Raw genomic sequence first — 23,620 nt, 5'->3', positions numbered from 1 at the left:
CTTTCTAACTCTCTAACCTTTTAACTTTCTAACTATATTTTAAAGGCTTGCCGTTTTACCGTCCTTTATTTCGGTTTCCACATACTTGGATGGGCACTTGAGCAGGATTTTGTCGGCCACGAACACGTCGTTTTGCATGTTGCCTGTTATCACCACTTGCTCTGAGCGCTCGAAGTCCTGCGGTTTAGGGTTAAAATAGACCACCTTCTGCTCGTAGCGGTTTGTGTCCACGAGCATAAACGAGAAGTAGTTCGGGTCTACCAGCGGGTCATAGTTCATCCCCACAATATGGCCCTGATCGTCCTTCTTAAGGCGGCCCACCACGTGTACCTTGGTCATGTCGCCATCGTCGGCGCGCTCAATAGCCTCGCCAAAAGAAACGTAGGTGCTGGCGTCGCCTACCGAAGACATGATGATAACAATTGCCACGGCAATTACCATAATCCCGATGATGTGTGTCTTTTTCATCTTTGTAAAAGTATATAGGAGCTCTTTTTCTGTTTGGCTAACACACGCTGGCATGTTTTAAATCCACCGTGCTAAAACTATTTTTGGCCGGTAAGCCGGTTTATTTGTTTACCAGGTCGTCTTTCAGCTGCTTCTCCAGGCGGCTCACCTTGCGGTCAATCGTAACCAGGTAAGCGATGGTACCCACCAGCACCGTTAGCAGCACTACTACTACTACGTATATCTTGCCGTCCTGGCGCAGGGTGTCGGCCATCTCTATCTGTGTCTGCGGGGCCGAAGAAAACTCCACCTCCGACATTTGTCCGGGTTGTGCCTGTGCAGGTTGTAGTCCGGCGGCTGCCACAAGTATAAAGCACGAGAGGGCCAGTATCTTAAACAGTTTCATATAAGCGTTGTCTCAGTATTTCCAGTCTTGATTTTACGTTTACTACCCAGATGCCCAGCAGCGTCCAGCCCATCACGGCAGGGTAAAACACCATGCGCAGGCGGCTGTCGAGGTCGTAGGCGTTAAAGCCGGGGTTGCCTCCGTTGCCGGGGTGCAGCGAGTCGGTCAGGCGCGGAAGTATAAACAGAAGCGGGATAAGCGCCGCAAAGGCGAAGATATTGTAAACGGCGCTGATGCGGGCGCGCTGCTGTTGCTCGTTAAAGGAGCTGCGCAGCACCAGGTAGGCAAAGTATATCAGCAGGCCAATGGCAGATGCGTTCTGCTTCGGGTCGTTGCTCCAGTACTCGCCCCAGGTAAACTTGGCCCACTCCATGCCTGTAATGATGCCCAGCACACCAAACAGGATGCCCACCTTGGCAGCCTCGCTGGCGATCACATCGTTCTCGATACTAGGCTTGCGGAGGTACTTGATGGAGTATATAACCGAGATAAGCAGGATAAGGATCATGCCGAACCACATCGGCACGTGAAAGTATAGGTTACGGATAGTCTCGTTTAGGATGGCCAGTCTCGGAACCTCATGCAGCATGCCGACCACTACTGTATAAACCAGTAGCACAACCGCCAGCACTTTCCACCAATTTTTCTTCATGTCAAATCAAAGTATGCAGGTCTCCGGGGCGCGTTGCCTGCTTTTCTAAAGACACTTAAAGCTTCTAATTCGTTCTGTTTTGTCTCTGTTTACGAGCTTAACGCAGCACTTTTTCCGCTTAGAACACCCGCTTTTCGCTCCTATACCTTTACGAACGCCAAAGGTACGGGAATAAGATGTAAGAAACAGTGATTACAATCATGTTTATAGCGAGCAGAGTAAGCAGTTCGTCGAAGCTGGCGCTACGGTCGAGGCCGTCCATGGCGTTTTTAGACATCTTTATCAGCATCAGCAGCATCGGCACGATAACCGGAAAGCTGAGCACGGCCATCAGGGTGCTGCTGTTGGCTGCCTTGCTGGCGATGCTCGAGATCATGGTGAGCGAGGTGGAGAAACCCACGGCACCCAACAGGATGGAGAGCAGGAACATCGGTACATCCTCCACCGGGTTGCCCAGCACAAAACCATAAAACACGAAGCAGATGATGGCCAGCAGCAGCATCAGCAGGGTATTGTAGATGATCTTGGCCAGGATGATCCCCTGCGGGCTGACTATGGAGTAAAAGTATAGCAGCCGCCCGCGGTTCTCCTGCATAAAGCTCTTGGCAATGGCGTTTACCGACACAAACAGCAGGATGATCCAGAGCATGGCGTTCCAGACCGGAGCCACCAGAATGTTTGAGCGCATGCCGAAGCTGAGGTAGCAGACAAACACCACACTGCCCACATACAGCAGCATCCCGTTAAGGGCATACTTCTGCCGCCACTCCAGCACCAGGTCCTTGCGGATCAGGTATAAAATCTCTTTAAACAGCACGTTCCTTTTATTTTGCCACAAAGGTAAGGCACAAATCGTTGGGAAAGTAATCTGAGTTAGAGAGTTTGGAAGTTGAGGAGTTGGAGCGTTAAAAAATTAGAAAGTTGGGAAGTTAACCACGCTGCTTCCCGGCTTACTTTATACTTTGGCCAGCTTTTCATCTTGTTCGCCTGAGCCTTTACCAGAAGTATAGCTCGCCTTATTACCCGCCATAAGCAAAAAAGCACGGGCCGCAGTGGCTCATGCTCTCATACTATACTTTATACTTTGCCGGACAACTGAGGGCGCTATCCGGGGCTTGGCGTTACTGCTCTTTCTTCTTCTTTTTCTTGTCTGACTTGTGCTTGACTACTTTGGCGTCGCGGTAGAAGATGATTTCCTCGGCAATGTTGGTTACCTGGTCGCCTACCCGCTCAATCTTCTTGATGATGGAAAGTATAGCCAGCGCCTCCGCTATCATGTCCGGCTTTGCAGTCATATACTGGGTCATGATCTTGTCCGATTTGCGGTAGATTTTGTTCAGGGTCTTGTCGTGCTTGATCACCTGCTTGGCAAGATCAGTGTCGTTGTTAATGAAGGCTACACGGCAATTGGCAAACATTTTCTCAGCCTCATCATACATATGCACCACCTTTGTCTGCTCCAGAAGATCGAGGTTAAAAGGAGCGTCGAGTTTTGCCACGAAGTGGGCCACGCCCTCCACCGTATCGCCGATGCGCTCCAGGTTCGAGTTGATTTTAAGTATAGCCAGCACCAGGCGCAGGTCCACAGCCACGGGTGTGTACAGCGCCAGAAAGTTCTCGCACATGCGGTCTATCTTAATATCGAACTGGTTAACCTTGCGGTCGCGTTTCACTACCTGCTCGGCCAACTCTTTATTGGCTGTCAGCATGGCTTCGCGACCGGCCTGCAGTTGGTACTCCACCAAGTCCCACATTTCCATGAGCTTGGTTTTGATGCGGTTTAACTCGATATCTAATTGGTTCATCTATGTCTTTTTTTGCGGATGAGGTTTGTCAGGTACAAAAGGAAAGGCATGTCCAATCAACCAAAGCGCCCCGTAATGTAATTCTGGGTGCGTTCGTTTTTCGGACTTGTAAACATCGATTTTGTTTTGTTGTACTCTACCAGCTCGCCCATGTAAAAGAACGCGGTATAATCGCTTACGCGCCCGGCCTGTTGCATGTTGTGCGTCACAATCACGATGGTATAGTCGTTTTTCAGCTCGTAAATCAGCTCCTCGATCTTAGCCGTGGAGATAGGGTCCAGGGCTGAGGCAGGCTCGTCCATCAGCAGCACCGAGGGCGAGATGGCCAGCGCGCGGGCGATGCACAGGCGCTGCTGCTGCCCCCCGGACAAAGCCAGCGCCGACTTGTCGAGCTTGTCCTTTACCTCTTCCCAAAGGGCCGCCTGGCGCAGCGACTGCTCGGCCGCTTCCTCTAGTATTGACTTCTTCTTGATGCCCTGTATCTTAAGGCCGTAAACCACGTTTTCGAAAATGCTTTTCGGGAAGGGGTTGGGCTTCTGGAACACCATACCCACTTCCTTGCGCAACTCGTCCACGCGCACGTCCTTGGCGTAGATGTCGCGACCGTCCAGCAGAATATCGCCCTCTACCCTAAAGCCCTCGATGTAGTCGTTCATGCGGTTTAGCGTGCGCAGGAACGTAGATTTACCACAACCCGACGGGCCGATAAAGGCAGTCACATTCTTCTCATCCATGGCGATGTTGATGTTCTTCAGCGCATGGAAATCCCCGTAGTAGGCGTTGAGGTTTTTAGCCTCCAACTTGTTATGTTTTTTGCTCATGTTCAAAAGGAAGTATAAATAAGCCCCTGCCTTACCATTTTACCTTGCGCTGTTGCCTGTTGCGCAGGTATACTGCAATGCCATTGAGCAGGAAAGTGAGCAGCAGCAGTACAATAATTGCGGCGGCGGCGTTTGTCAAAAATGCCTCCTGCGGTCTGGAGGTCCAGTTAAAGATCTGGATCGGCAGCACGGTAAACTCATCCAGCGGAGAGCTTGGCGTAAACGGCACGTAAGCCAAGGCTCCAATCACAATCAGCGGCGCTGTTTCGCCCACAGCCCTGGATAAGGCCAGGATGATGCCTGTCAGGATGCTGCCGAAAGAGGCGGGCAGTACCTGGTTCCACACCGTTTGCCACTTAGACGCGCCCAGGGCATAAGAGCCGTCGCGGATGCTGCGCGGCACTGCCTTAATCGCCTCGCGGGTTGTTACGATGATGATCGGAAGTATAAGCAGCGAAAGTGTGAGCGCACCGGCCAGCAGGCTGCTTCCCAGCCTCATCTGCCGCACAAAAATCTCCAGGCCCAGCAAACCATAGATTATAGAGGGAACACCGGCCAGGTTGGCAATGTTTATCTCCAGAAAATTGGCCCATCTGCCTTTCTTGCCATACTCCTCCAGGTAAACCCCGGCGGCTACGCCCAGGGGCAGGGCAATCAGCGTGGTTAACACCAGAATCCAGAGGGTGCCTACCCAGGCCGTCATGATACCGGCTTTGCTGGCCCTGCGCGACGGCAGGCTCGTCAGGAAATCCCAGTCCAGGCGCTTGGCTCCCTCCACTACGATGTCGATCAGGAAGATGGCCAGCACCACCAACCCTATAAAGGTACAGAAGATACCGAAAACCTGGAAGGCTTTATCCTTTAACCTGTTAAGTTCAGAGTTAGTCATACTTTTCCTGATATTTCTTTTTAATCCAGAAGCTGAGGTTGTTCAGCGCGAAGGTGAAGACGAATAGCGTAATGCCTGCCGCGAAAATGGTTTTATACTCCAGCGAGCCCTGCGGCACGTCGCCCATACTTACCTGCACAATGTAAGTGGTGATTGTCTCGATGGGCACGAGCGGGTTCATGGTGAGGCGCGGTTGCTGGCCGGCGGCCACGGCCACGATCATGGTTTCGCCCACAGCCCTGGAAATAGCAAGTATAACCGACACTATAATACCCGAGGAGGCAGCCGGAACCATTACCCCAAAGGAGGTTTGCAGCCTGGTAGAGCCCATCCCATAAGCAGCCTCCCGCAGCGAGCGCGGCACGGAGCTGATGGCATCCTCGCTGAGGGAGGAAATCATCGGGATGATCATGATGCCCATGACGATACCGGCTGACAGGGCGTTGAAGCCCGCGAGGCCAGGTATGAACTGCTGCAGAAAAGGGGTTACCACAGTTAAGGCAAAGAAGCCGTACACTACCGTTGGTATGGTGGCCAGTACCTCCAGCATCGGCTTCACGATCTGCTTCATGCGGGCATGCGCGTACTCGTTCAGGTAAATGGCGATGGTAAGGCCGATAGGCAAAGCCACAGCGATGGCGATAAGGGTGGTAAGCAAGGTGCCTGCTACCAGCGGCATGATGCCAAACTTTTTGTTGGCAAAAAGCGGGGTCCATTCTTTCTCTGTCAGGAACTCCACAATGGATACCTCTTTAAAGAAGCCGATGGACTCTGAAAGCAGTACCCAGATAATGCCTATGGTAACAAGAATCGTGATTAGGGCGGATAACCACAACAGGCCCTCGATAATTTTCTCCGTTACTCTCAAGGTGCTGTTTATTTTAAGTAGCCCGGGCATGGTGGTTTTCCCCAACCACACCCGGGCAATGTTTTTAAAGTATAGGTTTACTGCTGCTTAGCGGTGGCTGCTCCCTTGCCGGAAACGAACTGCTCAAACTTCTGTCGCTGCTCGTCATACAGGTTGTCCGGAAGCGGAATGTAGCCAATCTCCTGGGCCAGTTCACCGGCTGCGTCGAGGTAGAAGTTTACAAAGTCCACCACCTCCGGGCGCTCCACGGCTTTGGACTGCACATAGATGAACAGCGGGCGCGATAGCGGTGCGTAAGAACCGTCTTTCACTGTCTCCAGAGAGGCTACAATGGCGCCTTTTCCGTTGCTGTCATCGCCATCGTCCACGGCTACAGCCTTCAGCTTGCTCTTGTTCTCTTCATAGTAGGCAAGCCCGAAGAAGCCCAGCGCATACTTATCGGTAGAAACGCCCTGCACCAGCACGTTATCGTCTTCGCTGGCCGTAAAGTCGCCGCGGCTGGCGCGGGCTTCCCCTACAATAGCCTCTGTAAAGTAGTCATAAGTGCCAGACTCCACGCCAGGTCCGTACAAGTGCAGTTCCTGGTCAGGCCACTCCGGGCGGATCTGGTTCCAGCGGGTAATCTTGCCCTGTGCGGATGGCTCCCATATTTTTTTCAGCTCCTCCACCGTAATTTCCTTCACCCAATCGTTCTCCGGGTGCACCACCACCGTCAGGCCATCATACGCCACGGTCAGCTCTACATAAGACAGGCCATTCTGCTCCGCGGTTTTGGCCTCATCGGCGTGGATGGATCGGGAGGCATTGGCAACGTCTACGTCGCCTCTCACCAATTTCTTAAAGCCGCTGCCTGAGCCGGATACGCCCACTGTTACTCGTACATTCGGAGCCTCAGCGCGGTATTCCTCTGCCACGGCCTCCGTAACCGGGTAAACTGTAGAAGAGCCGTCTATCTGCACGCTGCCCGAAAGATCTGAGTCGCCAGTGTTTTCCTGGTTGCCGCCACAGGCGCTAAACAGCATGGAGGTACCCACCAGTATGGCTGCAGCGTTTAGGTTGGTAAGCTTAAATTTTAACATAAGCTGTTGGTTATAGTGTTGGTTTTTAGATGTCTAATACGCGCTGACACTCCAGATTATACTTGTGTGTCAGGTAAGTAGTTTTGGGAGCCGCGCCTGCCGCAGCTAAGGGGCCTTTTAGGGTGCGAAGTGACACAGAACTGACGGATTTTGATAATTTAGCGTGTTAAGAAATTATAAAGCTTTTCCCTTCTTACAGCGCTAACTCCATCTGCAGCCGGAACTGGTAGGTATTGTCCCTGCCCGGCTGATCCTGCAGCGTCACATCGCTTTGCACCTTCAGGCTGTGGCCCACGATATACTTCGATACCCCCAATGTGTACTGCTCCTGCGCGCTGATGCCGGTTTCATTCTCCGGGTTGAAGGTGGTGTAGCGTCCGGCCACCTCCCAGTTGGATGGCAGCAGGTAACCCGCCTGAATGTTGAAGGCATTACCCGTTACAAAAGTCTCCTCCACGGCGCCGCTTTCGTCTCTTAGCACTACAGGGCCATCTTGCGCGCTCCGGTTGGCATACTCCGCCATGGAGGAGAAGCCCCTGTACTTGAACATGGCGTCCACGAATACTGTGCTCAGGTCACGCTGTTCCGTCAGGAAGTCTCCTAGTTGGCCTCTTGCCCTGGAAGCATTATCGTTAAAATCGTAGGAGGCAGCCAGCGCTAGCTTCGGTGTCGGCTCCCGCTCCAGGTCTCCGCCCACGTAATCGCCACCGCCCTTAAACTCGCCGAAGGGAAGCAATTCTACCCGGGCGGTGTAGGCGTAACCTCCGGCATTATTCACTGTGATGTCACGGCCTTCGCCCATGCTGATGGCGCCAGTCTCGCGCAGCACCATGCCGCCCACCTGGTGCTGGTGGTGCAGCTGCAGGCCCACATCGCGGTCGAGGTTAAGCTGTGAGTTAAGGAGGCTGCGGTCCACGAACTGCATTTTCTGGGAGGATACAACCCGCTCGCGGTTTCCGGGAAGTTTGGTCTGGCCTGCCCACAGTTCCAGTCCCGGCGCAAAGTTCCATCGGGCTACTGCGTCCAGGATAACGTTATCGGCGTTGTTAGTCTTGTCGGGAATGTCGCTGCCGATGTCGCTGTTGCTCAGCCCGACCTCGATTTTATAGGTGAGCTTAGGGGAGTAGGCAAAGCCTTCAAACTTCAGGCGGGCCCTGCGAATAAGGAGTCGGTCGTCCCAGTTGTCGGTGGCAGGGTTCTGGATGCCCTGGTAGAGTAGCTGAAAGCGGGTACTGAACTTGAGGGCGAAGGAAGAGTCGGCGGCTACAAACTGTAGGCCCTTGCCAAATTTGGAGTCATTTATACTTTGTCCTTGCGTAGCATGGGTCACAAGTATAAAAAAGAAGAGCGCCCATCCGGCTCTTTTAAAGCGTCTGTTCACGAGTCAAAGGGTTAGGTGAGAATTAACCTTTATACTTCTATATGGTTAGTCAGGCCATATGTTCTTTGCAAACTACCTGCAGTTAGTCAGGCTGCAGCTATAACTTTTTGCAATCTACGCTGCAAAGTAACGCGTGTTATATTACCTGGTAGTTACCTCAATGTTAACTTAATGTTAAGTCCTGCTAACAAGGACTTTTACCTGGCTGCGAGAGGTTGGGAGGCGGCTGGGGAGGGTGGTGCAACCTATAAATTGAAGTATAAAAAAACATACCCTCTGGCCTTGCAGCCAAAGGGTATGCCGTATCTGCGAAGAAGGAGTTAGAAATTAAACTGTGCCTGCAGTCTCAGCCGGTTGCCATGCTGGTTGTTATCCGGGTTGGCTGCATTGCGCACCGTTCTGTCGCCGATGGAGTAGAGGGCAGTAAACTCCAGGCTCTTGTTGATGAGCCATTCTGCACCAATCTCTGTTTCATACACCAGGTAGCCGGGCGCGTCTTTTTCGTGCTTTTTGCCCCCATCGTAGTATTGCGCCTTTACAAACGGCATAATAACTTGGTCGCCTGCCTCAAGCCTGTACATGGCCTGTGCGTAGCCGCCATGCAGCGACTTCTCTACAATAGCGTTTGCCGCAGGGTCATACTCAGGGCCCTTGCCAATATTATACTCAGCCTGGAAGCCCAGCGGCTGCGGATATACTACAAGCGATGCCGCCACGCGCTGGTCTGTGTAGCTCTTGTCAACAGCAACCCCAGAAGTTACCATGTCAGGCGTAACCGTATACTTGCCGGAGTAGGCCTGTATGCCTGTTTCTATAAACCGGCCATTGGTTAGTTTAAAAGGATAGGTTAGCCTGGCAACAGCATGAAGGTTGTCGTTGGCTTCGGGTTTGTTGGCGGTTTGTCCGTTAAATACACCAATACCCAACATGCCATAGTCTCCGCTCCCTTTCAGGCCAGAGCTGGTCAGCTCATCAAAACGCCCCCTGATTTCCTGTGGCGCGTAGTAGAAGAACACACCCAGGTCGCGCTCGTTGGCAATGGCGCTGTTAAGGGCATCGTTTCGATCCAGGGTAAGGCGGTTGCTGCTCGACTGCAGGTTCTCAAAGCCGTACGGGATCTTGCTCTGGCCAAGGCGTACCCTGTATTCCTTCTTCTGGTCCATCGCTACATCAAAGTAGGCATCGCGCAGTTGCAGGAAGTTAAGCGAGGTAGAGCTGACGGAAGAAGCCAGATCTGGCTGTATATAAAAGGAGATACGGTCGGTTACATTGCCGCTGAAGACCAGGCGGGCGCGCCTAATAAATAAGCCGCCATTTTCGCCTAAAGATCTGTCGCACTGGTCGCATTTTAGGTTGGGGTTGGTTTCGAGCAAGCGGTTGTACCTGATTTGGGCGTAGCCTCTGATAGAGATGATGTCGTACCAAGCCTTCTTTTTAGGTGCTTCCTGCACCGCGGCAGGGGCTGGCTGCTGCACCATCACCGACGTGCGCTGTGCGGTAGAGTCCGAAGTCTGTGCTTTCGCTTCTTTCGAGATAAAAAAGCCTGTGGCTAGTCCTGCCGCCAGGATAGCACGCGTTACTGTCGTTACTTTCATTTCTTGGGTGAGAATAGTTTTGCTTACTGCCTTAGTCTGTTCCTGCCGCGGAGTCTACTCGCTGCAGGAAGGCAGCCGTTGAATATGAAAAGCCTTTTAAAGCTTTAGAATACTGAATTATTTTCAACGCCACAAAGGTTGGACGCCAATGTTATTCATGCGTTATGCTCATGTTAAGAAAGTGTTAACAAATGTTGCCTTTTATTTTTAGTTACTGCAAAGTATAAAAACGCGATGCGTGCCACCTTCAGCTATAAAGTATAAACCTCTCTCATCCCCTCACGCAAAAAAAAGCTGTCACAAATATCCATCTGTAACAGCCTCCAGTATAGTTTTAAATTCTGTTTAGAATTTGTAGCCAGTCCAGCCGAACACGGAGGTATCAGCGCCTGTGTTTGCATTGTTGGCTTTGATGTCGGCCCTGTCAGGATTTTTCACTTCCTGGCCTTTCACCGTTACACCGGTATGGTGATACTCGATAACAGTACCGGCATTTCCATTTCCTTTGCCGTCTGTCAGGTCAATCAGGTCTGTGGCGGAGCCGCCTTTGATAAGGAGGTTGGTGATATGGGCCTTAGCGCCTCTGCGCACCTTCACCGCATCCTGCATCTCAAATGTAGACTCGTTTGCAATCGTGATGTTCTTGAAGATGAAGTCAGACTGGTTCACGTCGCCAGGAGTGTTGCCATCCAGGTTGCCGTCCAGCTCAGCGCCTCTTGGGTCAGACTCTGTGCTGGTATAGCCGGCCTTCCAAACACCATAGGCGTTATCCAGCGTGCCTGACCAGCCCTGCGTCACGTCGAACATGTCGTCATCAGAATCCACTACCAACAGGTTCTTCACATTTACCGAGCCACCGAAGAACTCTATCGCGTCATCAGCACCATACGGTATGTAAACGTTCTCGATTTTAGTGCCGCTTCCCACGGCATTCAGCGTCAGACCATTGTGCTCGATATCAGCGGAAGACTTTGCGCCGGTATACTCCAGGATAAGGTATTCGATTGAGCCGGAGTTGTCGTTGTTATTATCGCCGCCGTAAATAACGGCCGGGTTAATTTCTGTGGTGCTGGTAGTCACTTTGCCAGCCGGGCCGGAAAGTTTTGCCTTACCGTTAATAATCAAGCCACCCCAGTCGCCCTGCGCAGGGCTAGCCGCCGCAGATGTTATTTTAACCGGCTTGTCGGCCGTACCGTTCACAAAGATTTGACCACCTTGCTCCACCAGAATATACTTGTTGAAGCCCTTCTCGGCTTTGATAACCGTGCCTGCCGGAATACGGAGTTTACCGCCATCCACTACAAGCAATGACCCTGTTAATTTGTATTCGATGTTCGGGTCAAGTGTTACTTCGGTGGAGATGTCACCGCTTAGTTCATTGTTTACAACTGGTGCTGGTGTCGAATCATCGTCCTCTTTGCAGGAAAATAGCCCCAGCGGAATCATCAATAGGTAAAGGATTGTCTTTTTCATTTTTTTGATTGTTTATACAATGTTAGTAATGAGAAATCAACTGAATGTGAACGGATTATTAACTAATTGTTAAAACTGGTAGGTCACGCCGAAGTCGAACTGAACACCTCGCTTATAGCTGCGGATAACCACGGTCTGAGGAGCTGTATCGGCGCCGGCGCCTTCTCGGGTAAGTCTGTAGGCCGGGTTCAACAGGTTTTTGGCTTTCAGATTGAGTTTGAGGTGCTCGTTCAGGCCTACGGCGGTCACAAAGTCCAGGGTGGTGATGCTTTCCTCAATCAGGTTGTTGAAGCCACGTGTGCCGATGGTGTGCACTTTGTCGCTCAGGTAGTTGAGGACCAGTGCTGATGTTACGCTAACATTTCTGTCGGTGAGCAGGTTGTAAGTCAGGTCCGCGTTGAGGATGTAGGGGGCGGCTCCTTCCAGAGTAGAGGAGGTGTTCTGCACAAAGAAGGTTGGGTCCAGGTTTACTCTCGTGTGGATGTAGGAGGCATTCAGGCCGGCATTCAGACGATGCTTCTCGGCAAGATTCATCAGCGATTTTCTAACCTCTACCTCCACACCGGTGGCCACGGCATGGTCCGACACGTTATCATAGGTTCTTAGGCCGGCCGAGTTGCCCTGGTCTACCCTTGCGATGGGATTGAGGATATGCTTGTAAAAGGCATTCACCGAGATTTGCTCGTCCGCTGATGGGTAGTAGTCCCATTTCAGGTCGAAGTTGTAGTTGGTGGATACTTCCAGGTTTGGGTTACCATTCTCGTTTCCGTCAATGCCCAGGTAAATGAAAGGCGATATTTCCTTATCCTGCGGCAGGGTATAGGTGCGGCTGATGCCTGTTCTTAGATGGTTTTTATCGTTGAGCTCGTATTTGACGTTAAGGCTGGGCGATAGAAAGAACTCATCAATCGTGTTAGACCCGACATCAGCGCCACGGTTAACTTTATAGTTAATCTTCGTGTAAATGTCATCTGCCCTTAATCCTGCATTCAGGGTAAGTTTGGTTCCGACCTGATGCACCACATCCACATAGGCGCCGTGGTTGTTTCGTTCCACATCGTAGGTGTCATTGAAGTGCTCTACTCTAAAGTCGCCGTTTGCTAAGCTCTCCTGGTTAAAGTATGGGTCGAGGCGGATGTCATCCAGTCGGAAAGTAGGGAGCGTACTCTGCCCGTCAGCCCAGATAAGGTTGTAAATGGGGGCCGAGAAGTTTTTGGAGCTAATCCGGCTATCGTAGCCGACTTCCAGGTAAGATAGTTTTGCCGGGTCTGTCGAAAGCGCGTATTGCAGGTTAACTTTAGGCAGGACAGCGGTTTCTGTTATTTTACTGTTGAAGCGTTGGTTTCTTCCTTCTCCCACGCCCAATTGTACCATGCCGTCTCCGATGGATGGGAACATGATGATTCGGCGGTCAGGCTCCTGGCCGATGACATGGTTTACCGCAGCCCCTACGTTGTAGGTTATCCTATCCGATAAATTGCCGTCCCAGATGAGTTGGTTTATAAAAGCCGTATTGTCGTTCACCTGCAGGCGCCTGGTGTACCCTTCTGAGTTGTGGTCCTCGGCTACCTGGAATTGTTCTGTCTCCTTGCCGTAGAAGCCTGCTGCTGCGGCGGTAGCTGTGTGCAGGTACAGGGAGTTGTAGCGTAGTTGGCTGTTGTTCAGGTTAATCTCTAGATTACCCGCTAACATATGGGAAGCGCTTCGGGTGGATTGCTGGTAGTCAAAATCGCGGAAAGGGTTTTCAGGATTGGTCGCTGTAATCAATCGGGTAACGCCCTCCTGGTAATGGTACTTGTTATCCATTGAGCCCATCACAAAAAAGCGGTGCTTGTCCAGGAACCTTTTGCCGCCGGAAAAAGAGATGCCGCCGTTTAACAAGGGGTTTTTCTGTGCCGGGTCAAGCGAGTTATTAAAGGAGTAATTGTTCAGGAATTGCTGCCCGTTTCCATTCTTAGGGTTGCCTGATGCGGTGGCATAGCCGAATTTGCTCAGGCCATCGGGCACATAAAAGTTACTGCCTGGCACCTGGCTGTTTATCCCGGTTGAAACGCCGATTTGAAACGCATGGTCATCAACCAGTTCTTTGGAGTTGATGTTAATCAGCGCGCCCCCCACATCACCATTCATCGATGCGGAGAATACCTTGTTCACATCAACCGACTGAATCATATCGCTTGTGAAGAAATCGAGGGAGATGTTCTTGAATTCGGGGTCTTCAGAGGGGATGGCAAACCCGTTGAGAGTGGTCGTGTTGTAGCGGTCACCTAATCCGCGGACGAACACGTTCTTCACGCCGTCGCGCTTTGAAACGCCCGAGATCTTGGCAACGGCGCCTTCGGCATCGCTAACGCCTTTCCGGGAGAGTTCCTGTGCGCCGATAGCCTGGGTGGCTATAACGGCTTTTTTCTGGTCTAAGAGTAAGATTTGCTCCGTTTCCCTATTTCCTTTGGCCGTGATGGTTACCTCCGCCAGCTGCGCTGTGTTTTGCTCCAGCCTGATATCGAGCGTTGTGGTTTTGCCTGCCGTTACAGTAACATTGGCAATCGTTTTGGGCGTGTATGAGAGGCTGTTCACTTCTAAAGTATAAGAGCCCTCCTTCACGTTGTCGATGCGGAAATTACCGAAGGCATCCGAAGGTGCCCCCATCCCCGTGTCCTGCACCCTGATGATAGCGCCAATCAACTCCTCGCCGTTGCTGGCGTCTTTGATGGCTCCCTGTATGCTGCCCGTCTGCGCATGCACCGAAAGAAAAGCCGATAGCAGGAAAAATAGAACTGTGGTGAGATTCTGTCGCATTGTATTGTAGTCTGATTGATGCGACAAAAGTAGAGGGGCCGTATTACCTCAATATTAATAGGTGGTTAAGCTTCTATTAATAAAGGCTAATGTTTGGATGTAAGGCACTGAAGTATAGAGTCTTATTGCTATATGGTCAGGTTTTGGCCAGAGTAGGGGAGATGAATCGCTCTTGCAGAGGCAGGAAACGACTGTCGGGTGGATTTTAACAAAACAGTAATGCTGCAATAATCTACAGCTAATATTGCCGGGATAGTTTTGTTGCATGAATCCTGCCTTAACAAAGAAACTGATTGCGCATGATGGGTGAGATCTACTGCGCCATCAAGAGTGGTGTGGCTTAGTCTCCCACACTGCGCCAATAGACCCGCCAGCAGGGCGGGTCTATTTTTATACTTGCTGTGGCCTGTTGCTTAGGAGCGGAAGAGCAGGAAGACTACGGCAAGTATAACCAGCAGCACGACAAAGCCAAGGCAACCACAGCCACCTCCTCTGCCACCGCTGTCACCGCGCCCGCCGCCTAAAAGCCTCCTTAGGAAGTATAGTTTTAAAAGACCTTTCCACATAGTTTCTCAGAAACAAAGTCAAAAACTCCCGCTACAGCCATGTGTAGCGGGAGTTTCTGGTACGTGGGTATACTCTATAACGTTTAGAAGGCTTTAGCTGATAGGTACCTTCCGAAGGATAGATTCGATAAAGTCTTTGGTGCGGATGCCGTCGGCCTCGGCCTCGTAGTTAAGTATAAGGCGGTGGTTCATCACGTCGTAGGCCACTTCTTTGATGTCCTCGGGCAGCACGTAGTCACGGTCGTCGAAGTAGGCCACGGCTTTGGCGGCGCGGTTAAGGGCTATACTTGCCCGCGGCGACACCCCGAACTGGATGTAGGGCGCGAACTCTACCAGGTCATACTCCAACGGGCGGCGGGAGGCAAACACCAGCTCGATAATATACTTCTCCAGCGTCTCGGAGATCTGTACATTGTTAATCTCGTTGCGGATGGCAAACACGTCCTCTCTGGAAAGTACCTTGGCTACCGAGCCGGTAAAGCTCATGTTGGCCATGCGGCGCATGATTTCCAGCTCGTCCTCCTTCTTGGGGTAGTCGATGTATACTTTCATCATAAAGCGGTCTACCTGTGCCTCGGGCAGCGGGTAAGTACCCTCGTGCTCCACCGGGTTCTGGGTAGCCAGCACCAGAAAAGGCAGGTCCAGCTTGTAAGTGGTTTCGCCGATGGTAACCTGCTTCTCCTGCATGGCCTCCAGCAGCGCCGACTGCACCTTGGCCGGAGAGCGGTTCACCTCATCGGCAAGTATAAGGTTGGCGAAGATAGGGCCTTTCTTTACCTCAAACACCGAGGCGTTCTGGTTATAGATCATCGTGCCTATCAGGTCGGAGGGCAGCAGGTCTGGGGTGAACTGTATGCGCTGGAAATCGAGGTGCAGTGCCTTGGAGAGCGAGTTGATGGTAAGTGTTTTGGCCAGACCGGGCACGCCCTCCAGCAGGATGTGGCCCCCGGTAAACAGGCCAATCAGCAGGCGGTTTACCATGTACGACTGGCCGACCACCACCTTGCCCACCTCGCTGAAAACCTGCTTTATTTTTAGTTGATATGCGTTCACGTTATCCGGATATGTATGTAAAAGCTCCGACGCCTGTCTGAAATATAGACGGTTTAGCGCCTAAATATAGCGATAATACGGATGTGGTTCCAGATTATTGCCTGCAGGGCTAAAACAAAAAGGGCAGCTCTCAGGCTGCCTTTTTTGTGCTTTCGCATGTATGGTTGGGAACGTCAGGCAGCTGCCATGGCGCCTTCTACAGCTGCCACTGCCTTGGTTTTGTTGTATACAGGTTTCTGAATACCCAGTTTTTTAAGGCGGTTTTGCTGTGCCTGCTTTACCATCTCAATCAGGCTGTTTATATGTTTTTGCTCTACATCAAGCGGCAGCACCATGCTGTGGCCCTGTGTGGTTAGCACATGCACCTTTTGGCTGCGTGTCATGAAGAAGAGGGAGATGAAGAAGCCGCTAAGCAGGAAAAAGGACTCGTTAAAGTATACCAGCAAGGCTGTGAGCACGCTAAGGCCAAGGTACACCTGCGAGCCTGTGGGTTTTACTTCCCAGGCTGCAATGTCCTCCAGCATAACAGCTTTGCTGCTGCGCCACGACAGCGGGTGCTGCCGCTGAATCAGTCGGTGAGTTGTGAGGGCTATGCGCTTATCCACAGTCTGAATAAGGTACTGCTCTCCAGTTAGTAGCTTCGTTGTCGCCATTCGGGCCGGAGTATTAAGTTTGTTAATGGTAAATAAGGAGCGAAATAATGAATGTATCACAGCTTTCATTTTTACGGTTCGGTATCTTTAAGATTCCTAAAACCTGTAAAGGGTTGCATCAATATAATGCCACAAATATATAATTTATTATTTTCTCAATGCTTTATTTTGCACTATTATACGGATAATTAGCAAAAGGATTTATATAAGTGGCTGGCTAGTAGAAGTATATATATAGAATGTCAGGTGAGTAGATATATCTATATATAATAAAAAAGCAGCCTGAACCGTTCCATCCGGCTCAGGCTGCCCTGCATATTTTCGTAAACAGATTAATCTGTCAGGTAAAACTCACCCTCATACCCATGCGCGCGCTGGTTTTTGAAGCGAGAAATATCGGTTTGCATGTTGTCGTAGATTTCCTGGATCTCTTCCGAGTCCTCCGTTAGGGGCTTGATGTGCTCGCTCAGAAGCTTGGCCGCCAGCGGGTAGAATTTAGAGTCGTCCGTATTTTTGGCGTTCACCTTAAACGAGCTCACGGCGCTCTCCAGTTTTTTCAGAGCCGGGTATTGTCCCTTGTACTCCTGAATGGTGTCGCGGAGTTTTTCCCGTATCATCAGGTACAAATCCTCCTCAAACGTCATTCCGAAGTCATCCTCCTCCTCATCGTCGAAATCGTTGTAGGCGAAATCGTCCTCGTAGTCAAAATCGTCTCTCATGGTGATAATCAGGTTGCTTTTTAGTTGTTACGGGTTAAAACAGTCTTTGTGTCAGGTCGTGGTAAACTTTTTGCCGCTCCCATCAGGCAGTTCAGTGCAATTCCAGAAGCCTGGCGCAATGCAAAGTGCATAATTAGTACTTCGTGCCTTTATTTGCAATGCCTACGACTGTACATTTAGCCATGTTGCCTAAAATATCAGTACAGCGCCGCCCGGAAGTATGATAATGCCGGCCAAACCGGATAAAAAAGCCATAAAAAAGAGGAGCCGCTACCCAGTAGCGGCTCCTCTTTTAAGCTTCATGCCGGCGTTTATCAGGCAAACTTTCTTTCAACCAGCTTCATTAGCTTGGCCACGTGTTCCTGCTTCCTGCTCCAGTCATACTTGCTGGCCAGGGTGCCGGTAATGTACTGCATCGCCGAGTCCGCATCCGTGAAATTGTCCAATGTTTGGATGGTCTGGTAGTACGTCAGGTTATCGCCGTCGAAGAGCTCGTTGATGAAGCTGAAGCGCTGGTTGATGGAGATTGAGTTCTTCAGCGAGTCTATCTTGCGGTTGCTGTGCGCGGTGGCCAGCGACGACGGAGCGGCGGCTTTGCGGAAGTTATCGTTCAGGGTCGGGCGCACGTTGGCTGCTACCTCTTCTAACTCGTCGTCTTCCTCTTTATACATGGCAGGGCGTGCCACAGGGGCAGCTGCCTCGCGTTGGGCCGTATGTATCGGGGCTACCACGTCCTTCTCCTGCACCGGGGCAGCAGGGGCTGGCTTGGCAGTGGCTGCAGGCCTGTCCAGGAACGATGGCGCGGACTTTGGCTGTGCCTGCTCCTTTATCTCGGCCTCGGTAACAGGCAGCAATGCGTCGAACTGCTCCACCAATTGGTGCAGTGGCGTGCGCAGTCCCTGATTGGCGTTTACATAGAGCTTAAAGCGGCTCAGGATGTACTCGCGGTCGCGGCTGCTTGGCGAGAGCGTATCTACAAAACCTGCAAAAAGGCCCTTGTCAATATCGATATACTTCAGGTTCTCCTGCAGCTTGGGCAGGGTAATCTCCTCCTGTATGCGCAAAAACTTCTCCTCGAAGGTAGCCACCGGTGCCAGCACTACCAGAAAGGTGTCGTAGATGGCCTTTTGCAGCAGCGGCTCAAAGGCGTCGCGCTTCATCAGGATCTTGCGCGAGAGCACGTTCATGAAGTTCACCAGGGCCTCTTTCACCTCCTCGTGCTCATAATCGAAGTACGGGCTGCGCAGGTTGGCCATCTCGTGGTGCCACTTCAGCAGTAACTCCTTTATTACAAACAGGTTTACCTGCTTGATGGGCGTAAAACTAATCAGTTGAGGACCGTTCAGGGTATCGTGAGATGCAAAATGACGGTCGCAGAGCAGATTTGCCAGCTCTTTGCTGTACCGTTCCAGGTGTAATTGATTATATTTGTCTTCCATTGCTGTCGCTTTCTCCTGTAAAGTTATAAAATTATGCCGAAGTTAAAGGTGCAAAACCTGGCGAACCTGGAGGTAACGGTGACCGAAGGGCAAACGCTGCTGAAGGCGCTTCAGGCTGCCGGCACCGACTGGATGCACGCTTGCGGGGCAAAGGGCCGCTGCACTACCTGCCGCATCATTGTTTTGCAGGGAATGGAGCATACTGGGCCGCTTACGGCTGCCGAAATCCGCTACCGCGACAGAGGCCGCCTAAAGGATAACGAACGATTAACCTGCCAGTGTACTTTGACAGGCGGCGAAATTACCGGGAAGGTGCCGGAGCAGACAAAGCTGCCGCACATGAAGTATAGCAGTTAGAAAGTTTAGGAATTAGAAAGTTATAGAGTTTGAGAGTTATAGAGTTTGAGAGTTATAGAGTTTCAATCCTGCGCATCATATCCTGGAAATACTGATTCACTCATTTGCTCCATCACTCATTCAAAAATTACCATACCAGCATATTAACGCATGTTTATTGAACCGCGCGTAGGCAACAAAAGCCATGTTAACAGAAAGGGTTGGATTGAGGTGATCTGCGGGTCGATGTTCTCGGGTAAGACGGAGGAACTGATCAGGAGGTTGAACCGCGCCAAGATTGCCAAGCAGAAGATCGAGATTTTTAAGCCTTCCATAGACAAGCGTTACCATGAGGAGGATGTGGTGTCGCATGACGCCAACGCCATCCGCTCCACACCCATTGACTTTGCCCAGGATATGCTGCTGCTGGGCGGTAGCTGCGATGTGGTGGGCATAGACGAGGCGCAGTTCTTCGACGACGGCCTGGCCGAAGTATGCGTGAAGCTGGCCAACAGCGGGGTGCGCGTCATTGCCGCCGGCCTGGATATGGATTACCTGGGCAAGCCGTTTGGCCCGATGCCGGCCCTGATGGCGGTGGCGGAGTATGTTACCAAAGTACACGCCGTGTGCGTGCAGTGCGGCGACATTGCCAATTATTCGTTCCGTAACGTGGCCGACGAGAAACAGGTGCTGCTGGGCGAAACCGACTCTTACGAGGCCCGCTGCCGCCACTGTTTTACAGAGGGCATGAAGCAGAAGAAATAACTGATTGATAGTTCCGTAAGTATACATGCCGGTATTGCCCAGTGCTAAATACCTGCCGCGAGTTTTCAACTGGCGAAAGTATGGCCTTGTATCACGCAGGCTGAAAGCCTGCTTATGTAGGGTACCACGAGTTGAAAACTCGCGGTAGGGAGAGTTGCTTGGCGGATAGAAACACGCGTAGCTTAGGTTCACAGAGTCTTTTGTCCCTTGTCGAGATGCCCACTACCCGGAAATTCATACTTGCTTATACTTTGCAATGCCTGCTGATGGCGTGGTGGTGCAGTATGGCGCAGGCGCAGAGCCAGGTGCCAATTGGAGGCTGGCAGGTGCATGTGCCTTACCACCAGGGCAAAGCCGTGGCCGTGGCTGGCGACAAAGTATACCTGGCTGCTGAGCGTGGGCTTTTTTACTACGACACCGAGTTCAATACCACCGAAACCATCTCGAAAGTAGATGGCCTGAGCGAGCAGCAAATCAGCGACATTGCCTTCAGCACGGGCGCCAGCACGCTTGTTATCGCCTACCACAACACCAAGGTAGACTTGCTGCAAGGCAACCGCCTCCACGCCATCACCGACATCTTCCGTAAGAGTATTGCCGGCGAGAAGAAAATCAACCGCATTTATACTTTTAACCAGCTGGCTTACCTGGCCACGAGCTTCGGGGTGGTGGTGCTGGACCTGGAAAAGCGCGAGGTAAAGGAAACCTACAGCAGCCTGGGCCCTAACGGCGAAAGTATAAACGCCACTGACGTCGCCATACTTGGAGATAAGATTTACCTGGCTACCAGCCTGGGTGTTCTTTCCGCGCCCCTTTCGGGCACCAACCTGCAGGATTTCCGGAGCTGGCGAAACGAGAGTAGCGGCTTGCCTGAGAATGCGGCTATTACAGGTTTAGTGGCTTTCCAGGGAAAACTGTATGCGGGTACCACGAGCGGTGTTTATACTTGGAGCGGCGGCGGCAACTGGAGCGCAACCACGCTGGCTTCCGGGACTGAGGTTAAAAGTATAAATGCCTCAGAGGCTTACCTAAGTATCGTTTCTGCGGAAGGAGTGAAGGTGCTGGATGCTAGCGGGCAGGTTTATACGTTGCATCATACTTTAGCACCGCAGCCACAGGAGGCAGTGGCAACCGCAGGCGGCGAAGTGTGGCTGGCCGACCAAGCAAAGGGTTTAGTCAAGCTGAACCTTAGCAGTTCTGAAGCTGCAGCCTTTGCGCCCGGTGGCCCCTACGCCAGCGATGGCTTCCGGATTTATACGTATGGCGGCAAGGTATACGTGGTGAGCGGCGGCTATACCGAAAGTTATGAGCCACTCCAAAACTGGAACGGCTTTTATACTTACAGCAACGGTGCGTGGCAGAGCTTTAACCGCGCGCTTTACCCGCAGCCTTCTTTTGTAACCGGTCAGGACCTGGCCAGCGTGATGCTCAACCTTACCACTAACAAACTCTACCTGGCCAGCTACGGCAGCGGCCTGATAGAGTGGGAGGGACCGGAGAAAGCCATACTTTATAACCAGGCAAACAGCCCGCTGCTGCCGACAGCTGGCACAGACCAGGTGCGCGTCACCGATGTGGCCGTGGATTACGAGGGAAACGTGTGGGTAGTGAACCCGAGTCAGCAATCCGGTGCGCCCGGCCTGCACCGGCTCAGTCCCGACGGTAGCTGGCAATCCTATACGTTAAACAACCTGGCTGATGCCAGTAACCTGACCGCTCTTGTGCTCGACGACTATGGGCAGAAGTGGCTCTCCATTGCCAGGAGGGGCAATAGCCGCAGTGGCCTGGTGGTGTTCGACGAGCAGCAGTACCGTACCCGAACGCTGGGCGTGGGCGAGGGGAATGGTGGCCTGCCAAGCGGCGCGGTGTATAGCATGGCCAAAGACTTCAACGGCGACATCTGGGTGGGCACGGTCAGCGGCATCGGCATTTTCTACAACACCGCCTTGGTTTTTGAGTCCGGTCGCTACGATGCGCGCATACCTATTATAGACGGTCGCCCGCTGCTGGATGGGCAAATCGTCAGAAGTATCGCCGTGGACGGTGCCAACCGCAAATGGGTTGGCACCGATAACGGCCTCTGGCTGTTCAGTCCCGATGGCGATGCGCAGCTTCACCACTTCACCACCCAAAACAGCCCACTGCCCTCTGACAAAGTATACGCCGTAGGAGTGGAGCACCAATCGGGGGAGGTGTTTGTGGCCACCGATGCCGGCGTGGCCTCTTTCCGCTCCAACGCCACCCTGACCGAAGGAAAACCCGATTGCGCCATGGTGTTCCCCAACCCGGTCCGTCCGGATTTTACCGGAGAAGTAGGCGTCTCGGGCTTGCCAAACAATGCCGACGTGCGTATTACCGATGTGGCGGGCACGCTGGTGTATAAAGGCAAAGCTACAGGCGGCACCTTCGCCTGGAACGCCCGCGACTACAACGGAAACCGCGTGAAGGCCGGGGTATACCTGGTTCTGGGCAGCAATGGCGAGCAAACCTGTATAAGTAAAATAGCCGTACTGGAGTAAATGTTAGTCAAGACAAGGGGGATCGTTCTCAGCAACATCAAGTATAGGGAGACGTCCATCATCACCAAAATCTATACTGAGGCGCTGGGCGTGCAGTCTTACGTGGTGAATGGCGTGCGCAAGAAGGGCAATGGCTCCCGCGTGGCCTTGTTTCAGCCGTTCACGCTGCTGGAGATGGTGGTCTATACTTCGCACCGGGGCGGCCTGTCGCGCATTTCCGAGTACAGAACCTCCTATTCCTTTGTGTCCATTCCGTTCGATATCCGCAAGAGCAGCATCGTGCTGTTCCTGTCAGAAGTGGTGGCGCGCACGGTGAAGGAGGAGGAGGAGAACCTGCCGCTGTTCCATTTTCTCTACACGGCCATCACCACGTTTGACGAGATGGAGAGCGGGTTTGAGAACTTCCACCTCGTGTTTCTGCTGCAGCTGAGCTACCATTTGGGTTTCGGACCAAGCTCGGGAACGGAAATTGTGGAGCAGGTCGTGTTTTCGCCCAATGCGCAGGCGGCCACTTCAGCGCCTACCGTAATGGCCGTGCAGGTGCACGAAAAGTATTTCGACGAGCTGCTGCAGGAGCCCGACCATACCTCCATTCCCAACGGCCGCGTCCGCCGCGAGCTGCTCGACATCCTCATCCGCTACTACCAGCTGCACGTGGACCGGCTCGGCGAAATCAACTCCCTGGCCATACTTTCGGAAGTGCTGGCGGAGTAGGGGGTGTAGCGCATCAGGACAAACGTATAACGCATCAGGACAAAAGAATTTTGGACAAAGGACAAAAGGCGTTTAAATATAAAACCCAACCTTGCGATTAACCCACCCCTGCCCCTCCAAGGAGGGGAATTTTTTTAGGTAATTAATCCCCTCTTGGGAGGGGTTAGGGGTGGGTTTGCACTTTTATCGTAGTAGCAAACCGTAACTTGAGTTATAAAGTACAGCGAGCGGAGATGAAAAGGCGGATTTAATATACATTAACCTGTCATCCTGAAAGGATCTTGTGGGCAAGTCATATCAGCCTAATCAATAAGGGGCGCTTTTCATTCTACCCACAAAGAGTTTAAAATCACTTGTCATTCTGTGAAGAAACCTGGTAGAAGGGAGGCTAAGCCTCTGCAACTTGCTACCAAGATCCTTTCAGGATGACAAAAGAAAAGTATAAAATGCCCTGTTACTGGCAGGAGAATCGAATTCTACTTTTGAAATTCCCCTCCTGGGAGGGGTTAGGGGTGGGTTAATCGTTACCTCGGTTATAAAGTATAAAAGTATGGAAAGCGGAGGAGTGAAAGTATAAATGCTGAAGTATAACCATCCTCCTGAAGTATAAATTGTGAATTCGGAAGTATAAAAAAAGCCGC

General features: G+C 51.9%; 22 protein-coding genes. 5 read left to right on the top strand and 17 right to left on the bottom strand.

Features of this window, described 5'->3' with window-relative positions; all coding sequences use genetic code 11:
- Nucleotides 1–39 precede the first annotated feature (39 nt).
- From BM040_RS14215 to BM040_RS14155, 13 genes are all read right to left on the bottom strand, one after another.
- Complete coding sequence (locus tag BM040_RS14215; RefSeq protein ID WP_092102713.1) at nt 40–468, bottom strand: cytochrome c maturation protein CcmE domain-containing protein; 429 nt, start codon at nt 466–468, stop codon at nt 40–42.
- A 100-nt stretch (nt 469–568) separates the two neighbouring features.
- Complete coding sequence (locus tag BM040_RS14210) at nt 569–853, bottom strand: CcmD family protein (protein ID WP_245756223.1); 285 nt, start codon at nt 851–853, stop codon at nt 569–571.
- A complete protein-coding gene (gene ccsA, locus BM040_RS14205) occupies nt 840–1,505 on the bottom strand; it encodes a cytochrome c biogenesis protein CcsA (RefSeq protein ID WP_092102710.1) in 666 nt (221 codons plus the stop codon). The genes BM040_RS14210 and ccsA overlap by 14 nt, the downstream gene beginning before the upstream one ends.
- Nucleotides 1,506–1,653: 148 nt before the next feature.
- Complete coding sequence (locus BM040_RS14200; RefSeq protein ID WP_092102942.1) at nt 1,654–2,295, bottom strand: heme exporter protein CcmB; 642 nt, start codon at nt 2,293–2,295, stop codon at nt 1,654–1,656.
- 331 nt (nt 2,296–2,626) lie between these two features.
- Nucleotides 2,627–3,310: a phosphate signaling complex protein PhoU gene (gene phoU / locus BM040_RS14195; RefSeq protein ID WP_092102707.1), complete on the bottom strand. Its 684-nt coding sequence runs from the start codon at nt 3,308–3,310 to the stop codon at nt 2,627–2,629.
- A gap of 56 nt (nt 3,311–3,366) precedes the next feature.
- Nucleotides 3,367–4,131, bottom strand: a complete 765-nt coding sequence (gene pstB / locus BM040_RS14190; RefSeq protein WP_092102704.1) for a phosphate ABC transporter ATP-binding protein PstB — start codon at nt 4,129–4,131, stop codon at nt 3,367–3,369.
- Between the two features lie 31 nt (nt 4,132–4,162).
- Entirely contained in the window at nt 4,163–5,020 is an 858-nt protein-coding gene (gene pstA, locus BM040_RS14185; protein ID WP_092102701.1) for a phosphate ABC transporter permease PstA, read from the bottom strand.
- Entirely contained in the window at nt 5,013–5,918 is a 906-nt protein-coding gene (gene pstC / locus BM040_RS14180; RefSeq protein WP_175491075.1) for a phosphate ABC transporter permease subunit PstC, read from the bottom strand. The genes pstA and pstC overlap by 8 nt, the downstream gene beginning before the upstream one ends.
- A gap of 47 nt (nt 5,919–5,965) precedes the next feature.
- Nucleotides 5,966–6,967 carry a PstS family phosphate ABC transporter substrate-binding protein gene (locus BM040_RS14175; protein ID WP_092102698.1) on the bottom strand — a complete coding sequence of 334 codons (1,002 nt, stop codon included), beginning with the start codon at nt 6,965–6,967 and terminating at the stop codon, nt 5,966–5,968.
- Nucleotides 6,968–7,160: 193 nt separating this feature from the next.
- Nucleotides 7,161–8,348, bottom strand: coding sequence for a porin (locus tag BM040_RS14170; protein ID WP_092102695.1), 1,188 nt, complete (start codon nt 8,346–8,348; stop codon nt 7,161–7,163).
- 320 nt (nt 8,349–8,668) lie between these two features.
- Nucleotides 8,669–9,943: a porin gene (locus BM040_RS14165; protein ID WP_092102688.1), complete on the bottom strand. Its 1,275-nt coding sequence runs from the start codon at nt 9,941–9,943 to the stop codon at nt 8,669–8,671.
- A gap of 345 nt (nt 9,944–10,288) precedes the next feature.
- Nucleotides 10,289–11,416, bottom strand: a complete 1,128-nt coding sequence (locus tag BM040_RS14160; protein WP_175491074.1) for a hypothetical protein — start codon at nt 11,414–11,416, stop codon at nt 10,289–10,291.
- 69 nt (nt 11,417–11,485) lie between these two features.
- Entirely contained in the window at nt 11,486–14,215 is a 2,730-nt protein-coding gene (locus BM040_RS14155; protein ID WP_092102683.1) for a TonB-dependent receptor, read from the bottom strand.
- A 401-nt stretch (nt 14,216–14,616) separates the two neighbouring features.
- Between BM040_RS14155 and BM040_RS22095 the strand changes: the two genes are divergently transcribed.
- Nucleotides 14,617–14,739: a hypothetical protein gene (locus BM040_RS22095; RefSeq protein WP_262502459.1), complete on the top strand. Its 123-nt coding sequence runs from the start codon at nt 14,617–14,619 to the stop codon at nt 14,737–14,739.
- A gap of 135 nt (nt 14,740–14,874) precedes the next feature.
- Here the strand turns inward: BM040_RS22095 and BM040_RS14150 are convergent, their stop codons facing one another.
- From BM040_RS14150 to BM040_RS14135, 4 genes are all read right to left on the bottom strand, one after another.
- Nucleotides 14,875–15,834, bottom strand: coding sequence for an AAA family ATPase (locus BM040_RS14150; RefSeq protein WP_092102680.1), 960 nt, complete (start codon nt 15,832–15,834; stop codon nt 14,875–14,877).
- Nucleotides 15,835–16,007: 173 nt separating this feature from the next.
- The gene (locus tag BM040_RS14145; RefSeq protein WP_092102677.1) at nt 16,008–16,487 is read right to left on the bottom strand and encodes a hypothetical protein; all 480 of its coding nucleotides are present in this window, start codon (nt 16,485–16,487) and stop codon (nt 16,008–16,010) included.
- 332 nt (nt 16,488–16,819) lie between these two features.
- Entirely contained in the window at nt 16,820–17,206 is a 387-nt protein-coding gene (locus tag BM040_RS14140) for a hypothetical protein (RefSeq protein WP_092102674.1), read from the bottom strand.
- Between the two features lie 314 nt (nt 17,207–17,520).
- Nucleotides 17,521–18,645 (bottom strand): hypothetical protein, encoded by a 1,125-nt coding sequence (locus BM040_RS14135; protein WP_092102670.1) that lies wholly within the window; start codon nt 18,643–18,645, stop codon nt 17,521–17,523.
- Between the two features lie 33 nt (nt 18,646–18,678).
- Between BM040_RS14135 and BM040_RS14130 the strand changes: the two genes are divergently transcribed.
- From BM040_RS14130 to recO, 4 genes are all read left to right on the top strand, one after another.
- Complete coding sequence (locus BM040_RS14130; protein ID WP_092102667.1) at nt 18,679–19,002, top strand: 2Fe-2S iron-sulfur cluster-binding protein; 324 nt, start codon at nt 18,679–18,681, stop codon at nt 19,000–19,002.
- A gap of 150 nt (nt 19,003–19,152) precedes the next feature.
- Complete coding sequence (locus BM040_RS14125; RefSeq protein WP_092102664.1) at nt 19,153–19,746, top strand: thymidine kinase; 594 nt, start codon at nt 19,153–19,155, stop codon at nt 19,744–19,746.
- A gap of 200 nt (nt 19,747–19,946) precedes the next feature.
- Nucleotides 19,947–22,265 (top strand): type IX secretion system anionic LPS delivery protein PorZ, encoded by a 2,319-nt coding sequence (porZ, locus tag BM040_RS14120; RefSeq protein WP_139217813.1) that lies wholly within the window; start codon nt 19,947–19,949, stop codon nt 22,263–22,265.
- Nucleotides 22,266–22,979 (top strand): DNA repair protein RecO, encoded by a 714-nt coding sequence (gene recO, locus BM040_RS14115; RefSeq protein WP_092102658.1) that lies wholly within the window; start codon nt 22,266–22,268, stop codon nt 22,977–22,979.
- Nucleotides 22,980–23,620: the final 641 nt, after the last annotated feature.

The sequence above is a fragment of the Pontibacter chinhatensis genome (genome assembly GCF_900113285.1).
In the GTDB taxonomy this organism is placed as follows: domain Bacteria; phylum Bacteroidota; class Bacteroidia; order Cytophagales; family Hymenobacteraceae; genus Pontibacter; species Pontibacter chinhatensis.
Note: the sequence above shows the minus strand (reverse complement) of the source record. Positions and strands in the feature narration are given on the sequence as shown.

What these genes read in the sequence shown, in the direction of transcription:
- BM040_RS14215 (WP_092102713.1), bottom strand. Translation starts at nt 468, where the DNA reads ATGAAAAAGACACACATCATCGGGATTATGGTAATTGCCGTGGCAATT.
- BM040_RS14210 (WP_245756223.1), bottom strand. Translation starts at nt 853, where the DNA reads ATGAAACTGTTTAAGATACTGGCCCTCTCGTGCTTTATACTTGTGGCA.
- ccsA (WP_092102710.1), bottom strand. Translation starts at nt 1,505, where the DNA reads ATGAAGAAAAATTGGTGGAAAGTGCTGGCGGTTGTGCTACTGGTTTAT.
- phoU (WP_092102707.1), bottom strand. Translation starts at nt 3,310, where the DNA reads ATGAACCAATTAGATATCGAGTTAAACCGCATCAAAACCAAGCTCATG.
- pstB (WP_092102704.1), bottom strand. Translation starts at nt 4,131, where the DNA reads ATGAGCAAAAAACATAACAAGTTGGAGGCTAAAAACCTCAACGCCTAC.
- pstA (WP_092102701.1), bottom strand. Translation starts at nt 5,020, where the DNA reads ATGACTAACTCTGAACTTAACAGGTTAAAGGATAAAGCCTTCCAGGTT.
- pstC (WP_175491075.1), bottom strand. Translation starts at nt 5,918, where the DNA reads ATGCCCGGGCTACTTAAAATAAACAGCACCTTGAGAGTAACGGAGAAA.
- BM040_RS14175 (WP_092102698.1), bottom strand. Translation starts at nt 6,967, where the DNA reads ATGTTAAAATTTAAGCTTACCAACCTAAACGCTGCAGCCATACTGGTG.
- BM040_RS14165 (WP_092102688.1), bottom strand. Translation starts at nt 9,943, where the DNA reads ATGAAAGTAACGACAGTAACGCGTGCTATCCTGGCGGCAGGACTAGCC.
- BM040_RS14160 (WP_175491074.1), bottom strand. Translation starts at nt 11,416, where the DNA reads ATGAAAAAGACAATCCTTTACCTATTGATGATTCCGCTGGGGCTATTT.
- BM040_RS14155 (WP_092102683.1), bottom strand. Translation starts at nt 14,215, where the DNA reads ATGCGACAGAATCTCACCACAGTTCTATTTTTCCTGCTATCGGCTTTT.
- BM040_RS14145 (WP_092102677.1), bottom strand. Translation starts at nt 16,487, where the DNA reads ATGGCGACAACGAAGCTACTAACTGGAGAGCAGTACCTTATTCAGACT.
- BM040_RS14140 (WP_092102674.1), bottom strand. Translation starts at nt 17,206, where the DNA reads ATGAGAGACGATTTTGACTACGAGGACGATTTCGCCTACAACGATTTC.
- BM040_RS14135 (WP_092102670.1), bottom strand. Translation starts at nt 18,645, where the DNA reads ATGGAAGACAAATATAATCAATTACACCTGGAACGGTACAGCAAAGAG.
- BM040_RS14130 (WP_092102667.1), top strand. Translation starts at nt 18,679, where the DNA reads ATGCCGAAGTTAAAGGTGCAAAACCTGGCGAACCTGGAGGTAACGGTG.
- BM040_RS14125 (WP_092102664.1), top strand. Translation starts at nt 19,153, where the DNA reads ATGTTTATTGAACCGCGCGTAGGCAACAAAAGCCATGTTAACAGAAAG.
- recO (WP_092102658.1), top strand. Translation starts at nt 22,266, where the DNA reads ATGTTAGTCAAGACAAGGGGGATCGTTCTCAGCAACATCAAGTATAGG.